Raw genomic sequence first — 16259 nt, 5'->3', positions numbered from 1 at the left:
TCGGCGGGCTTTTTTATTTGTTTCGCCCGATAATCATAAAGTCTAAACCAACATTGGTTACATCGCCACCACTATCGTTGACCACGCGGAAATCGCAATAGGTTGCCGTCTTCTTCCGAACCACCGGCATACATCCGTACGGCGATGTATCATCATTGGGGTTGACAATGGCCACGTAATTGGCACCGCAAGGAAGTGCGTTTTTGAATGTCAGCCGAATGACCTGCAAACCTCCGGACGAAGTATATATCAAACCCGCTCCTGCCGCAAACTCTCCCCACGCATTGCTTAGCTGCCCATACCTGCTCACCGTTCCTGCGAGCAATATCCCCGGAATGTTCATTGTGCCGAAGGCACAGAGCTTCCCATTCCTGATGTATGCCGCCTGCGCGGCGCTCTGCACGGAGGCGATGCCATTGTGCGCGAGGTGCAGCGCCTGCATGCCGCTTTTGTAAGATACATGCATGTTGACGTTGGAAAGCACGATATTCCGGTAACCGACGAACCGCCCACCATCCGGCTCCATCACAAGCCGCCATCTCCCTGCCGGCAGGATAACGGTAACCGACACCTCCGCCTGCTCGGTGATATAGCTTCCCGAGGCAAAATCGGAGTTCTGCGCCTGCCCATTGAACACAACTACGCTGCCGCCTCCGTAATACCGCAGGTAATACTCTGCCGAATACGTGACGTCCGTCATGATTTTAAGTGCACAGGCTACATTTTGCGCAATGCCGTAACCGAGGTCGCTGTTTATAATACTTGTCATCCGCAGCGCGCCTGTCAGCGTTACGGCACAGTGATCGTGATACGTCTCGAAAAAGCCACCGATTTTTCTGCCGTCCCAATTTTCTGCCTCCTGCATGGTTATATTCGGCAGCGCCCAGTCTCTGTCGCTGTCGGCCGTTTTGAGCAGCGAGGCATCTTCCGGCAGCTCGTCGGGCGTGATGTTGATACGCGGCTTACTGTCTTTGTCTATGATACTCACGCGGCCGTCGGAAGCGATGCCGAGGTGCCCGAACTTGGCCGAGCCGTCGAAGCCGATGTGCGACATACTCGTCTCGTCTGTTTTACCAAAGTTCTTTACGCCGGCTGCCAAGGCGTACATCTTCTGCTGCAGCCCATTGAGGTACGAAGTCACGTTGCCATCGCCGTCTTTGGCGGCGATAAGTCCCGCCATCACGAGCCCTCCGTCGATCACCGTCTCCATGCTTTTGAGTATCTCCATCAGATACTGTGCCGCCGAGAGATTGGGATTTACTTTCCCATCTTCGTTAAACAGGGGTACCTCCGACGCATTGCCATTTTTAAACACCGTCTTGCCGTTGAGCTCTATGCGCTCCTTATTGACGTTTACACCGGCACCTTGCATAGCCTTTATATCGTCGTTCGGGGATAGCGTCCACCCCGTATACTTGTCTCCCTCCTCGAGCATCGGGCGAGCGATGTACGCCTTGCCAGATTTGTTAACAAAAATAATTACTTTTATATAGTTTACATCTTCCGCAGTAACAAATGTTGATGTCGTACGCGCCCACTCTTCCGATTTATGAATATTTCCTCCTGCAAGCCTATATTTTACAGATTGCGATCCATCTTTTTTGAACGCTTGGACTTCATAATAGAACACATCTGGCTCGTGTCCAGCGACCGTTTTTGACAAAAAAGAAAATGTATATGATATTCCGTGAGAAATCACGAGGCTTTTTAGAATGATACCGCTGTAAACGGCATTCGCTTCGTTGATGTCTATAACTACAGAATTGGTACCCTTGTATCTTTCGGTCTCGCTGACATGGCAAGGGTAATCCACGTTGTTCTGCGCAAAGTCTTTATCAAATCTAAACGCCGTGCCTGTAAGCAGGTTGCGCGGTGCCGATGCCTCCTTTACCGACAGGTCTATCTCTCCTTGCCTGACAGCCAACCGAGCGATACTCTCCTTGTGGGATGTTACCTTTTTATCGAGCGTGTCCACTTCGGCAACAATTTCCTTGCTGGATTTTTCCAACTTAGCAACCGCCCGATGGATGTTAATCTCTACGTTCAGCCGTCCTTTGAGAAACTTTCCATTTACTATGGCGACGATATCGACATAGCCGCTGCCAAAAGAATAATTTGTTTCCGGATCTACGGATATGCCCGTTATCTTTACGGTGTTATTCGTTACGAGCGCCGCACAGTGTACCTGCAGTGTTTTTAAGACCGCCGGTGTCAACACCGTAGTGCCCTGTACCACCTGCACGAGACACGCGGCATTCGTAAAATCTTTTACGATGCCGTCCGTGTCCGTATCGAGTAAGAGCCTGTCGGGGACGAGCTGCAAGGTCATGCCCGCCTCGCCGTCTTTCGGCGCCCGCCGGATAACAACCCTGCTTTTAGCCTGCACTTTCATTTTTCAATTATCATTAATCGTTTTACTCTAATCTCTAATCTCTAATCCCTAATCCCTAATCTCTAATCCCTGATCCCTAATCGAACTCCGCCTGTGCCTCGAATGCCGTCAGCTGCCCTGCAAGCAGGTGCGCAGGCTTTATGGTTACAGTACGGTTTGCCTTTGCCGACTTGCCGGCAGCAAAGCTCTGCGATATTTCTCCGGCCGCTGCCGCCGTGCCGACCGTCCATCCGGGGAAGTCGCCTGCCGGAGGGGCAAACGTCGCATCTTTCGCACCGGCTTCAGTGCAGCGCCAGAACCGGATGGTCTTGCCTGTATAGAAAGCGTCGGCGACCTCCTTGCCGCCCTGCCACAGAGAGAAAATCATCGGCAGGCCGGCGCTGCCGTTGCTCATGGCATCGCCCTGCGGCAAATCCATGTTGAGTTCGAAGGGATCGGTGGCATCGAGCACGCTTACCACCGCCTGCGCCGTCTTGCCGAACGTGGAGCTCGACGCGTCGGTATCTTTCACTGTCAGGCGTATCGTGGCCACGTTCAGTACGGCCTTCGAGCTCACCGTGAGCGTCTGGGTATTCACCCCGCCGAACAGGTTGCCCGCGGGCAGCCCGCTGCCGGCCGGCGCCGTGGCTGCGACGATGGGATAAAAGTTGCCGTTCGCACCGGTAATCTCCCACCGGTATTCGACGTTCGTCGTATCGTCGGTCGCCCCGCGCAGCATGCGTCCCTTGAAAGCAAGGTTCTTCACCTCGTTATTGGTTGTCTGAAAAATGAGCGACGGCGCGTCGATAGCTGCCATGATTACCGTGCCGGCATTCTCTACCTGCTGCAGGGTGATGCTCGCGCTGACGGTGGTTTCCAGTCCGCTGTCGGCGGCACGGTAGACGTACTCGCAGCGGATGAGCGTCGTAGGTACAGAGGGGTTGGCCGACAGCTTCAGGCGGTACTGCCCGCTCGTTTCGACGGTGTAGCCGTTCTGTCCCGATGTGATTTTCGCCCCGTTGGCATACCAGCTGCACGTGCCTTTCACTTGGTTCGTTCCGCCACCGCCGCTCACGGTGAGTACCGGTGCGATAAACAGCGGCGTGGACGGCTGCGAAAAATCGGGATTGAAAGCCTTGGGGTCCTTGGAGACCACCTGCGTTGTCGACCGGTCAGGATTCAGCACGAAATTCAACGTGCGCCCGTCGACGATGCGCTTGAATACCACTCTGTTTTTAGCTCTTACTTCTGCCATAATGATTTTTTTGATTTGAATGTTATTTTATTGCTGTTTTATTATTATTCGAATGCCGTCAGAACGTCACCGCTTCGGATGCCGACAGGGTACCGTCCTTGTTATAAAGCGTGAGCACAACGGCAGTGACCTCCGTCAGGTCATCCGTCGTAATGGTGACGCTGTCGCCGATGCCGCGGTGGCGGGCGTTCCACTCTTCGTCGCCCGCAGCGTCTTCGCTCTCGCGTGTCCATACCATCTGCGAGGCGTGCAGCGTAGGCGTGAGGTCCTTGCCGCCTTGGATGACGGTCGCCTTGAGCTCGGCAACAAAGCCCTGCCCCTCGCGGTAAAACATGTCGCCCCTGACAATGTCGAGGTGCAGTTCGATGGCAGCATCGCCCTTATCGCCTTTCTCCCCGCGCGACACCTGCTTTTGCCATACCGCAGAACCGTCTTTCGGCTCTTCGGTAACGACAACGCCTTCGGGGGCGATGCACAGCCAAAGGGAACCGAGATGCGACACGCGGTTGTAATATTCGCATTTCATTCCCCTGTACCATTCTCCAAGGTCAACAGGAAGAGGCACGGTGCCACCGGATGTGATGAGTCTGAAAAATCTTGATTCGAAAAGAAAGCCGTCCTTGCTCATGTCGCCGACAATCTTACCATCCAAAGTGTAAGAATTGACATCCTTGTAGATGACGATGCCGGCGCCATGTTCGCCGGTAGAATTGATATCGATAAATCCCTGCCGCGACGGCTTGGTGCGGTTACCCGACTGCACGATGCTGTCGCCGGCTTTCGGATAATCGTCACGAACAGGATCGTCCGCCTTACGGACCATGTCCGTGCAGTCACCTTTGCTCAAGTCTATCCATGCGAATTTCTTGCCGGGAAACAGGTCGGCACCTTCGTCGCTCATAATCGCTGCATTGTCAGCAGATACAGCTATCACCTTGCGCCAATATTGCCGGTTGGCAACATCCTGATAGACGCCCGGCTCAATATTGAATTCTTCCGCCTTCGCCTGATCGTCCACCTCCCAAAAATTACGCGTGGCCATGGTACCGTCATCGGCAAGGATGTAGCAACGGAAAGCAACCGTCTGCGAAACGTCCTGTGTGGTCTTCCCGTTTTTATCCATCCACCGCACGTATGCGATTTTCGATCCGGCGCCCGAAATACGGTAGTTGCCTGCGACATACGACATCGTGCGAAGCTCCAGATTATGAAAAGTCGCCTTGCCCCACACCAACAAATCTTTTAAAGAAAGGCGGTAGCCGCCGCGTCCATCCGCATCGAAACCGAATCCTTTCTGAGCGGAAGCGTTGTAATTCGATGACTTTAAAAAATCCGAAACGACAGCGCCGGCAAGATCGGCGATGCCCTGCCCGTCGATGGAATACCGTCCATTGTCACCGAAGCCGACGCCTTCAAGAAAGGTAATCAACTTCAATGCGGCATCCGGAATATCTTTACGCAGGATTTTCTTCCAGTCATCGCTCAGTGCGGCGAGCGTATCGGCCGTCCCCGCCGTGTCAGCGAAACCTGCAGATATCTTTTTCGCATTTTTGAGCAGGTAGTCGCCCATGAAGCTCAGGGCGTCGAGCACGCTCATGTTCGGATGAGTATGCCCTATCGCCCCGCCTCCCTTATAAGCCGAGGCGATTATTTTTACGATGAACGAAGCCAAGGCGCCGGCGGTAGTCGTATTCCATGCCTCCGAATAAGGATCCTGAACAGGAAAGAGCGCCCCTTCGCTCAGCGGGAGTGCGGGAAACTCAGCCAAGCGAGGGGCGACCGTAAAAGAGCCGACATCCGGCACTTTAATGGAGAGAGCCTCTAACGGTTTGTCGATACGCGGTATATTCAGATACGGTTTCGCATCGGCATACTTATATGTAAAATTGTAATTGGTGGGAAGCTCCAGCGCCTGATAATCGACGTCGCTTTCCGTCACGACGATGCGCCGCAGATGGGATGCCGTGTATATGTATTTGGCAAGCGACGGGAAAAAATCCAGCAGCCATATACGTTCTTTTTTGTCGAGAAACCCCGTATTCTTTTTGAACTTTCGCGTAGTGTCGACACGGTATTCTTCAGCGACCTCTTCTATCTCCGCCACGTTATGCGTATGCTCGGCGGTATTCTCGCTCTCCCCATAGGCACGAAATGTGTCGATGCCGCCAAGGGAATTTTCGAAGAGTATCCACGCTTCCGCTTCCGAGCGCATGTCGGAAGCATAATACCTCTGGATATACGTCAGCCTCTCTCCGGCGGCGTTTTCCACCCATATATCGTAATATTGGGGCAACGCGCCGACCTTGCCCGAAATAACCGCATACTGCACGGGGATGGTCCAGCATTCTCCCCCGCCGAACTGCGCCAGCACGATTTCTTTATCTTCCGTATCGAGATGAGCCTTGCATTTTACCGTTACGGCGGCGATGGCGTAGTAAGTGAGATATTCCGGAGTATAATACGTAACCGCTTTCACGTTGGGCTGCCAAGTGAGAAAATTTTGCTTTAAAAAGCTGTCGGCCGTCTCGGCAAGTTCATCGACACCGCTCCTGATGACGGTAAATTCCTTGCGGTACGGCTGTTCTTGCGGGGCGGACAGGCCGGCAGCCTGAATGACTACCTCGAATGTCCTGACGATGTCGGGCTGGCGATACGGCTCCAAGACGTTCCGCAAATCGAAAGACAGCAGCGGCAGTATGATATCTCTCACATCGACTTCGATACGTCCGATGTTGCTCGGCGTATAAGTATGCTCGACGATCGTGCCGCCCGTCGACATATCTTTCAGCGCAAAATATACCTCCCGCTCGGAAGATATGACAAAATGTTTTATATTTCCGCACAGACTAAGAGCGTCGGGACTTTTCAATATATCCATATCATCAATTCATGATTCTTAATAATTGGCTTTCAATACAAAAGTAAGCATTCGGAAGGCATCGAAAAAGGACACTACTTGGCTTCGCACTCCAGCCATACCTCCGTCTTGGTGTACTTCCACTTCGAATGTCGGAAGAAAGTTCTGTGCTTGAGCTGCTGCGATGTGTAGGACACCTGCTTTCCGTATTGTTTTCCCACCCAGCTTGCAGAGGGTATAGGAGGATAGACGGTGCGGAAGGTTCTATCCTTATCGATGCCCGCACTGTCATAATCGCCACTGCCGACTTCCGTCTGCCTGATCTTTCCCACCCATTGGTAACCCGCAGACATCGCCGGAAAGATATCGCTTATATACGGAGAGCTTACTACGGGCTCAGAGAGCGTGACAGTGCGCAGATCGCTCTCCATAGGTTCGTTCTTACCGCCGAGGGTGAACTTCAGTTTATTAAAAAAGAAAGGTACGCCTCTTACGATTACTTTGGCATGAGCCGGCAGGTTCTGTTTCTCCGACTGCGAAAGCAGCAACTTCATCTTCATTTCCTGCAAAGCGTTACGAAGCAGCGTGTCGTAGTCTCGGTAGAATTTCTCAAAAATGCCGTAGGTGCCGTTGTAATAAAGGGCGTAATCAAAAATACGCGGGTGGTGGGCAAGCTGCAGGTCGCAAGGCGATATGGTGCCGGCCGGCTTGCCGCTTGCCGACATATACGCAAACGCCAGCATGGGAAGGAGCTTGCCGGTTTTATCGGAAGCCTCCTGATTGTCCACCTCCGCGACTACCATCTTGGAGTTGAGTGTGCTGTAACTGCCGATATAAAGCAACGTGCCCATCGTGTAGATGTAATCGGTATCATCGACCTGACCCGAATACTGTAGCGTGCGGAACTCGGGGATACAGTCGGGCACTTCTATTTCCTGCGTATCCATATCTTCGCCCGTATTGTAAGACTGCGACGCCTCGCCGATTTTAGTAACGACACGGTAGTCGCCGGAAAAGCCGTCTTTGTAAAAAGCGCCGGTTGCCATGTCGAGGTATGCGTCGGGCGCCGACTTCGACATATCGCCCAGATCGTCATAGTTGTCAGTGGATTCGGGTGACACGGCATCTTTGGAAGACAATACTATGCGTTTAAAATCCTTGGAAGACTTGTATGAAATAGTAGGTTCTTCCACCAAAGAGCGGGTGAGATCGGCGACAGGGCGGCTGCCAAGCGCCTCGCGCAGGAATATGACATCGGCAGTGCGCGAGCCTTCATCGGAAGTGAACTCGCAACAGAATTTCTTACGGAAAACGGAAAGAAAGTCCGTGCAGGTTATATCCGGTACCAGATCTGCAACTTTAATCTTGCCGTTTGCAAGCACGTCGATGACGTTGTTAAGGATAACCATGTCCCTGAAAGGATCGGTCTTCGTGAAAAAATTATCTTTCAGCGTATATCCGAAATATCGGAAGATACGCTCCAATACATAGTTGGCCCTGACGAACGGGGTTATATAATACCCTGCCGGCAGCGTGACGGGTATCTGGTTGACATATTCCGTGCGCCCGACGGCGTTGTAAAAGTCGCACCCTTCCCCCGTCTCGTTGGGAAAGAATGCCTGTGCGAGGATGAAATAGCCGGTACCCCCGCCCGGTATTTGCACCTCCCGTTTTTTCAATATATCTTCTTTGCCATAGGCATTGATAACCTTGTAGTTCATCCCTCCGTCGATGCCCGAATCATCGTCGACCAGCACGGGGAATATCGCATACCGCGGATGGCTGCCGTCACGCAGCTTACGGCAGAACTCTATGCCCTGTTCCACCGTGTCTACGTCCGGAACGAATTCGTTCTTGAAGATATCCTTCAGCTTGACATTCCGGATACGGGAATAGAAAGAGCCGTCATTGATATAAAAAGATGTAGAGATGCTTCCTTTGCGCGTAGCGGAGATAACGACCTGCCGGCACTGGGCGTGGTACTCGCCATCCTGAATACTCGTTTCCGCCACAATCATTTTTTCACGCCGGCCGAACATGTCGGGGTAGTCGAGCAGGCGGCGGTTATGCTCCGAGGCGGGCATATCCATAGGGACCGTCATTTCTCCCCAATCGTTAAAAAACGGATTGACACGCTCCACTTCCAGCTTGGCATCGGCGGAGAGCTGGTAATCCTCTCCTTTTTTAAGATTCGTTATTTTCATCTTACTTTCGTCCTATATTACGGTATCGTTCACGGATTTTCTGTTTGGCATCCAGCTCGTCGATACCTACGTAGGCAGGGATACCATCATTGGAAAGCCGGTCGATGGCGTCGGCAAGGCGGGCAAGGAGCTTATCGTTTCGAGATTCATTCCCTTGCCCCTGCCCTGCAATGGGAGAGGACGCGCCGACGAAACCGCCGGAAACGCGTCCCTGCGCTTGCTGGATGAGCCATTTGTTCATGTCGAGCGTGCGGATGGTGCCGGCACGCTGGGCACGGTCGATAATATCGATGAGCGGGGCAACGGTGGGGTTCTCGACGGCGGCATTGGAGGCAACCCATTCACGGCTTCGGCCGTACGCCCCTTCGCCGACGATGACGGTAGGCTTATCCACAAAACCACGCTTCATAGGCTCGTAAGCTGCATGGAAGCGCTTGCCATCCTGCTCGCGCTCGACATCGATGCTGCCGCCACTCTCCAATCCCGTGGCGACACGAGCGGCGGTTTGAGAGCCCCCTGCACCATTCAGCGTCATTTTTTTGACTTTCTGCCGTTCGGCATTGGCAGCCTTGAGTTGTGCGGCGCCCGTGACGCCCATCAGAGCAGCCGCCACCGAACCGGCGATAGGACCGAGCTCTCCGTAAGCCTTCATGATCGACACGGCAGTATCGGAGATAATCTGCGACGCCTTGATAGCAAAGTTGACATCCGCATACTTCTTTTGTATCTTCAATTTTTCATTCGCCTTTTTCTTTTCCAGCTCGGTAGTATCCTTGCCGGCATTCTTGGCAGCCTCTATTTCCGCATCGTATTTGGCATCGACATTGGCTGCCTCGGCATCTTGGAGAGACTGGATGGCCCCGCCGAAGAGATTGCTGTAATAATCGAATATCTCTTTGTACTTGGCGATCTTCATCTGCTTGACAGCTTCTTCATATTCTTCTTCGGATATCTCCTTGTTATCGAGATGCTGCTTGAGCTGGGCAAGCTCCGCATTATAGAGTTCCTTTTGTGACGCAAGTCCGTACTGCTGGCGAATTTGGAGGCGGTGTTCCTCGGCATCCTTTTCGAGATTCACAACAGATTGTTTATACTGCTGCTCGGAGAGAGAACCGTTATCGTAATCGTTCTTCCTTCTTTGTTTCTCTTTGGCAATATATTCATCAAAAGTCGTTAGACCATATTGCTGACGGACTTGATACTTATGTTCTTCGGTCTTCGTCGTCCATTCCGATACGATTTGCGCCTTCGCCTTTTCGTAGGCTTCCGTTATCTGCTTCTGCCGCTCGCCGTCATCCTTGGCCAATTGCAGAGAAGCCTTGTAATATCCGTCGAGGATGAGCAGCTTGGCATCGAGTTCCTGCTGCAGCGTCTGCGGTTGGGAAGATTTTGACATCTCCCTGATTTTATCCAGATTTCCATAATACTGTTTCTCCGCTTCTATGTATGCGCTCGCTGCAGCCTGCTTCTGATCGAGGACAGCCTTGTCCTGACTTTCCTGCAGGGATTTCTTTTTGGAAGCGTCCTTTATCTGTATGTTTTGCGAGCGCTCCTGATAGGATGTTTCAATGGCAAGAAGATTGTTCTGATGCTCAATGGCAAGTGCCGAAACAAAAGCGTTATACTGCTGTTGCGTGAGTTTCTTTTCGGCAAGCGCCTTCTGCAAGGCATTCAAGTCTTCTTGATAAGCACGTTTGGCATCACTCAAATCCTGTTCGCGGTCATGAGAGAATTGTTTTGCAGCGGTATCATCGGGGGTGGATGTTTTATTCTTCTTGTTCTTGCCTCCCCCTGATTTATACTCCAGTCGAGCCTTCCTGTCTTCCAGTTGGGCAATCTGCCTATCGATAGCCTTCAAGCCCTTGGTATCGCCAATCTTGATGGTAAGTCTTTTGGATTTCAGGGCTTCTATCTTTTTTTAATGGCATCGAGAGCAGCTCCGATCGTGCCAATATTGGTACTGGAGTTGCCACTACCTTCATCATCTGCTGTAAATAGCTTTTTGCCAAACTCCTTCCCAATAATATCAAGGGAGGTGTCTATGACTTTTATTTTATCCGCTGTATCTTGCAATTGACGTGACATCGCTGATACGTTGCCTGAATAGCTAATTGCAGCATTGACATAACCAGGAGCAACGGCACCACCAGAAGTCTGTGGACGACCGGCATTATTTTTCGCAAAGTTGGACTGTTCCTTCTTAAGGTCATCCAGTTCTTTTTGCTGTTGGCGCTGTTTGATAATCAATTCTGCCTTTTGCTTGCCTAAGTCTTTGATGGCAGACTGCGCTCCCTCCAACAAAGCCTTTTCTTTGAGGGCATTGAGATAACGTGTCAAGGCGCGTGTGTTTTCGTCGTAGACTTTTCCTTCACGAGTAAGTTTGGCCGTGTAATCGGGGACTATCTTCTGTAAGGCAGCAATAGCGTCCTGACGCTCGGCAAGGGAAAGTGAATTGTCATGGATGCGCTTGGTGAGCATCTCTATCTTAATGCGCTCTTCCTCCACCTTTCGACTGGCTTCTGACTGAATGTCCTTGAGTTTCTTCTGTGCCACAGTGGCCGCATCAGTACGCTTATTGAACATGAGCAGCGCACCGACAACGAGCGTGATGCTGCCGAGAATAAGTCCCCAAGGACTAAGTTTAAGAACGACATTAAATGCTTTTTGTAAGGCAATAGACTTTGTCATCGTCTTATTGAGTACGGAGTGACGCAGAACGGAAAGCTCGAGCACGACATTCTCGACGGCAACAGCGGCTGCTTTAAGTTTACTGACAGCTACGACACGAAGCCCCCATAAATAAGACATTTTTTGCCCTGCGACATAGGCGAGATAAGTTGCTGTAAGAACGGCGACGCCTTTGCCGAGTGCAATCAAAGTATCGCGATGCTGTACAAGATATTTGATAACATTGATAATGGACAACTGAATTCTTCCGTAAAGATCGGAAAATTCTTCTTGCAACGGAAGAAGGGCATCGCCAAGAGACTTTTGCGCATTTTTTAAGGCGACAGTACGCTGCGCAGCACGATCAGCAGCCGAGATATATGTCTCGCCGGCGGCAGCCAGTTGGTTTTCAACGATAGAGGCGACACCTTTCATAAAATCACCCGTCTTTTTGGTTTTCTCTCCTATCTCGGCGGCCGAAAGACCGAGATTGTCGAGAATCAAGGGCGATTTCCGCCCAAGTCCGGTAACGATAGAATCGACCATATAGTCAAGAGATTGACCGGTCTGCTGAGCCTTGAGCTGCGCGAAAGCAAGATACTTGCCAAGGTCTTCGAGTGGAATACGAAAATCTTTCGCCTTGACAGCAGCTTTCATCAGCTCGATATCGGATACCGTTCCCTTAGTAGCTTTTCGCAAACTCTCGAGATACCCGGGACGATCTATCTTCTCAAAAGCATGAGTGATACCGTCGGCAGATTCTGCCAGTTCGACACTTTTGGAAACTGTGTCGGAAATATAACCGGAAATTTTATGAAGCCACGATCCGAAAAGCTCGCCGAGTTTTGTCATGACATTGCCGACCATAACGCTGAGTGAGGTGGCATTGATAAAAGTTTCTCTCAAACTTTTGGAATTGACTTTTAATTCTTCCATTCGGGAACCTACGCCTTGTAGTCGAGTTTCGAGCTCGGCATATTGTTTGGGATTGGCCGCCTTTGAAGTATTGTCGAGTTCAGTTCTCAGTTCCTTGGCGTACTTTTTGAGCTGATTCATAGTCAAGACCGAGACATCGAGAGAGGATCTAAGATCTTTCATTTTTTTCTCGTTCTCAGCAATTTCTTTGGTATAAGCCTTACATTCTTCCTTAAGTTTGATGTATTGTTCGGAGTTTTTCTTGCCGGCAGCTTCAAGTTCAATCATTGCCTGCCGACGTGCTTTCTCCTCCTTGCGTAAAGAGGCGGTTTCTTTTCCGAGTTTGTGTATCTCTTGTTGCGCTTTTGAAGTCTCGGCGCTGATGACATATTTTATTTCGTCTTCAGAGAGATGTTTGTTTGCCATAATCAATTAACCTTAAAGTGAGTTCGTACGTCCGTTTCAAAAATATCTCTAAGTTCTCTCCCAACCTGATTTCTTACTTCGTCCGTAAAGCCATAGGAAAGTTCGGGGAACACCTCATGATAAAGAACGCCCCAGACAACCCTATTATAGAGAGCAAGGTTGGCACGCCTATGCTTTGAGATTCGGTCGTTGCGTAACCTGTAAGCCATATCGAGAAAGCGGAGATAAGGAAGAATTCGGACAAAAAAACGCGCGTAAAACCTTGCTCGGAAGCGCTGAAAGTGTGGGAAGACAAAGATGCAATCAGACGTCCCGTTCGCAACTCATAATTGTCACGCACAACCTGCTCTTGGATGGAATAAATCTTGTTTATTCCGCGTTTAACTGTCTCGTGAATGAATTTGTTACGAATAAGGTTGTCTGTTATCATATTTGCAAATTAATGATGCAAATATAATAAGAGAGGAGAAGTAATGAAAGGACAGGGCGAAAACGCCTTTAGGCGAGAGAAAGGAAATATATAAGAATGAGAGAAGCAAAAAGTATATGGCTCGCAAAAGCTACACGAAAGGCTTGCGAACGATTATTGGGAGCAAAGAGGTAGGCCCATGCGATACAACCCAAAAATGGAACCGCAATGCTTACGACAAAATAAAGCAGAAAACCTGTACATCCCGTACCGGAAACCATACGTGGGGAGAGGAGTAACAGAAATACGGCATATACAAGATAAAAAAGTAGCATAATTATTTTTTATTTAAATCGTTACAAATATAAAATTTACGAATGACATTTACAAATTATTTCAAGAGTATTTTATCTCTCAGTCTTTCTTTCGCAATGTCAATGTAAGATGGATTGAGCTCGAAGCCGATGAAATTACGATTATGTTCCAAGGCTACTTTCGCCGTCGTGCCGGAGCCCATGAAAGGATCGAGGACGATGCCGCCCTCGGGGCAGCCGGCAAGAATGCAGGGGGTGATGAGCTTCTCGGGAAAAGTCGCAAAATGTGCGCTACTGAACGGACGGACGCTCACCGTCCATACATCGCGCTTGTTTTTATAACCGGTGTAAGCGTAAGCGTTTTTGCCTTTGGTTCGGTAGAACTTTTCCGGCATAGCCGTGTATTTTTTGCCTCCATATCTTGCCGAAAGTATATTTTTACTGTCTTTCGGACCATAAACAGCCGGCTCCCGCATCGCCTCGTGGTCGAAATAATACGTTTTCGATTTCGATAGCAGAAATATATATTCATGGCTTCTCGTGCAGCGGTCCTTTACGGATTCGGGCATAGCATTCGTTTTGTTCCAGATGATATCCTGCCGGAGATAACACCCGAGAGGGCGAAGAGAAAAGGCCAGCATCCAAGGAATACCGATCATGTCCTTTTCTTGCAGTCGGTAATTATTTATCGGTAGTAAGGTAATCGATAAAAAGTCGGTGGAGTATTTTATTGCATAGTTAATTACCAATTACAGGGTATTTCATTCCAAAAACTAAAGAAATACTTAAATTGTTATCGTTTTAAAATACCAAATAAAGTATATTTTATCTTGCATACATTATTGAATGTATACGTTTGGTATCAGATCATTTTAAATCGCTAACAATATTTATAAAGCCATCTGCATAAGGCAAACTCGGCTTTTCCAAACATACTTCGGTTTGCTTTCTGCCCTTACGAACCAACTTGTTTGTCGCTATTTTGCCTCCGTAAAATTCTTAGGTTTACATAAGAAAGTACGAAAGCACATATCGACATGCCGATAAGAAAGGCGATGAAGCCATACGAAGGCACGGTCGGTTCGGAAGTGTACCATATTCTATTGGGCAATATCTGTAATAATATGAAACCTAAAACACCCGCAATCAGCGATACAGCGACAATGGCGTACCTTTTAAAATAGGTGGCTCCAAGGAAGTAAAGCGACACCACGAAGAGGTAGGTAGGAAAACCGTAGGCCTTACTCATATCATCGAAGCCGAACCCTTCGATCGCTATACACTCGTTGGACCGGCCTGCAATGAAAGCATCCATAAAATAAATGCCGAATATCATGAACAGAAACGGCAGCAACACATAAATAAGCCACCGCACAAACCATTCCATGAATACGCTTACTTTGCGATGCAGACCGTTCTCCCCGTGCTCATCGCCGGCATCCCACATTGCCAAAGAGGCGATAACGGTGCCGGCAAACAACAATACGGGGAAAAGGTAAAGGGCAACTTCTCTCCCACTGCGACCGGAATTTCCCGTGGGCGAGCCCATTCCACTTATAGCCGTTATGAAAAGATCGACCAAAAAGAACACTATAAACACACAGATCGTAAACGCTATTCTGAACTTTTTCAGCGTGTTCCACAACGACGCAAAGCACACGTTGAATGTATTATCATATTGTATTTCCATCGTCTTTACTTATATTTGTTCCTGATTACTTTTGCAAGGGGAAGACTGTCTTCCCCATAGGTCAGGTCGCCATAGGCTTTCTCTTTGACTTTTATCTTACCGTAAGAAGCGAAAGTAAGTTCTTCTATATTACCTTTTCCGGTAAAGAGCATACTATCCACCCTGCACCGACTATCGCCAAATCTCACATATCCGTTCGCCTCTACTTCCATCTTCTTGATATGCGCCCGTCCCAGATCAAAGCCATACCATGACGAATAGAGGTAATCGATTTGTGTATTGCCGTAAAATCGCACATTTCCATTGTTATAGCACCCCAGACTTTTCAGCTTGGCATCTATGAAATACACCGAACAATTATCATCTATCTCTATGGCCCAAAGCGAGTTCATCACCGTTATGTAAACGAAAAGATTCCCACCTGAGTCTTCTTGCATTTCTCTTTCGTCGTCAAGGGAATAGAGGGGATGCTCCTCGTCCCATCCTCTCAATATACGCAGATCTTCATCCGAATACTTATGAACGAGCTTATGTTTCTCGTTTGTATCAAGGGCTGCGCCTTTCTTGGTGACGGTACAGCGCAGCATGCCGCCCACTCTCGTAACCTTAATCAAGTCTTTCGGGTATGTGATCCGGCATTTCTCCTGATCGTCGGTGGTACGAATAACGATGTTGACATTGGCCCATTCCGGTTGTCCGAAATAAAGAATTTCGCGTATTCCATGCATCCTTTTCGTAACAAAGCTATCTACATCCACCTCCATCCGGCCCAGATCGGCCAAACTATGAGGATTAAAACCCAAGGGAAGCTGCATTCCGAACCACCATAGACCGGCAAACGAAACGGCCAAGAAAGCTATTCCCAGTAAATAAGCAAACCTCTTCATTGCGGTATTTTTAACTTGGTACAAAGGTAGACAATATATGTATATCATACAAACGGTAGAGATATTTTTTATATTCGGTATTTCTAAAACGGATAGACATAGGCAATGTAACGGCAAAGTAAATTGTAATTAAACAAAATATGTAGAAAAACAGCCACACGAAAAGAACATACAGTGATATAATAACAAAAGAGAAAGGCTCTAAAGAATAAGTATCTCTCGGTCAATATAGCGTGTTTTTACAAAATACTAAGAAATGATGAT

General features: G+C 49.3%; 11 protein-coding genes. 1 reads left to right on the top strand and 10 read right to left on the bottom strand.

Going from position 1 to position 16259, the window contains the following annotated elements:
* Positions 1-13: 13 nt before the first annotated feature.
* The 7 genes from HMPREF0663_RS07435 to HMPREF0663_RS12200 all read right to left on the bottom strand — a co-directional run bounded on the left by HMPREF0663_RS07435 (position 14) and on the right by HMPREF0663_RS12200 (position 12904).
* Positions 14-2392, bottom strand: a complete 2379-nt coding sequence (locus tag HMPREF0663_RS07435; protein WP_004369761.1) for a hypothetical protein — start codon at positions 2390-2392, stop codon at positions 14-16.
* Positions 2393-2468: 76 nt separating this feature from the next.
* Positions 2469-3626 carry a hypothetical protein gene (locus tag HMPREF0663_RS07430; protein ID WP_004369760.1) on the bottom strand — a complete coding sequence of 386 codons (1158 nt, stop codon included), beginning with the start codon at positions 3624-3626 and terminating at the stop codon, positions 2469-2471.
* A gap of 58 nt (positions 3627-3684) precedes the next feature.
* Positions 3685-6504 (bottom strand): hypothetical protein, encoded by a 2820-nt coding sequence (locus tag HMPREF0663_RS07425; RefSeq protein WP_004369759.1) that lies wholly within the window; start codon positions 6502-6504, stop codon positions 3685-3687.
* Between the two features lie 74 nt (positions 6505-6578).
* Positions 6579-8687, bottom strand: coding sequence for a hypothetical protein (locus tag HMPREF0663_RS07420; RefSeq protein WP_004369758.1), 2109 nt, complete (start codon positions 8685-8687; stop codon positions 6579-6581).
* A gap of 1 nt (position 8688) precedes the next feature.
* Positions 8689-10545: a hypothetical protein gene (locus HMPREF0663_RS07415; RefSeq protein WP_004369757.1), complete on the bottom strand. Its 1857-nt coding sequence runs from the start codon at positions 10543-10545 to the stop codon at positions 8689-8691.
* A gap of 50 nt (positions 10546-10595) precedes the next feature.
* On the bottom strand, positions 10596-12695 hold the full coding sequence (locus HMPREF0663_RS07410) for a hypothetical protein (protein ID WP_004369756.1): 2100 nt from the start codon (positions 12693-12695) through the stop codon (positions 10596-10598).
* 2 nt (positions 12696-12697) lie between these two features.
* The gene (locus HMPREF0663_RS12200) at positions 12698-12904 is read right to left on the bottom strand and encodes a hypothetical protein (protein WP_231375153.1); all 207 of its coding nucleotides are present in this window, start codon (positions 12902-12904) and stop codon (positions 12698-12700) included.
* Positions 12905-13241: 337 nt separating this feature from the next.
* Between HMPREF0663_RS12200 and HMPREF0663_RS11930 the strand changes: the two genes are divergently transcribed.
* On the top strand, positions 13242-13403 hold the full coding sequence (locus tag HMPREF0663_RS11930; RefSeq protein ID WP_004369754.1) for a hypothetical protein: 162 nt from the start codon (positions 13242-13244) through the stop codon (positions 13401-13403).
* A gap of 92 nt (positions 13404-13495) precedes the next feature.
* Here the strand turns inward: HMPREF0663_RS11930 and HMPREF0663_RS07395 are convergent, their stop codons facing one another.
* From HMPREF0663_RS07395 to HMPREF0663_RS07385, 3 genes are all read right to left on the bottom strand, one after another.
* Positions 13496-14077 carry a DNA-methyltransferase gene (locus tag HMPREF0663_RS07395; RefSeq protein ID WP_004369753.1) on the bottom strand — a complete coding sequence of 194 codons (582 nt, stop codon included), beginning with the start codon at positions 14075-14077 and terminating at the stop codon, positions 13496-13498.
* 296 nt (positions 14078-14373) lie between these two features.
* Positions 14374-15108 (bottom strand): hypothetical protein, encoded by a 735-nt coding sequence (locus HMPREF0663_RS07390; RefSeq protein WP_004369752.1) that lies wholly within the window; start codon positions 15106-15108, stop codon positions 14374-14376.
* Between the two features lie 5 nt (positions 15109-15113).
* Positions 15114-15995 carry a hypothetical protein gene (locus HMPREF0663_RS07385; RefSeq protein ID WP_016665269.1) on the bottom strand — a complete coding sequence of 294 codons (882 nt, stop codon included), beginning with the start codon at positions 15993-15995 and terminating at the stop codon, positions 15114-15116.
* Positions 15996-16259 lie beyond the last annotated feature (264 nt).

Origin of the sequence: Hoylesella oralis ATCC 33269 (assembly GCF_000185145.2) — a bacterium.
Classification (GTDB): domain Bacteria; phylum Bacteroidota; class Bacteroidia; order Bacteroidales; family Bacteroidaceae; genus Prevotella; species Prevotella phocaeensis.
The sequence above is the reverse complement of the archived record's forward strand: the minus strand, read 5'-3'. Positions and strand labels throughout refer to the sequence as shown.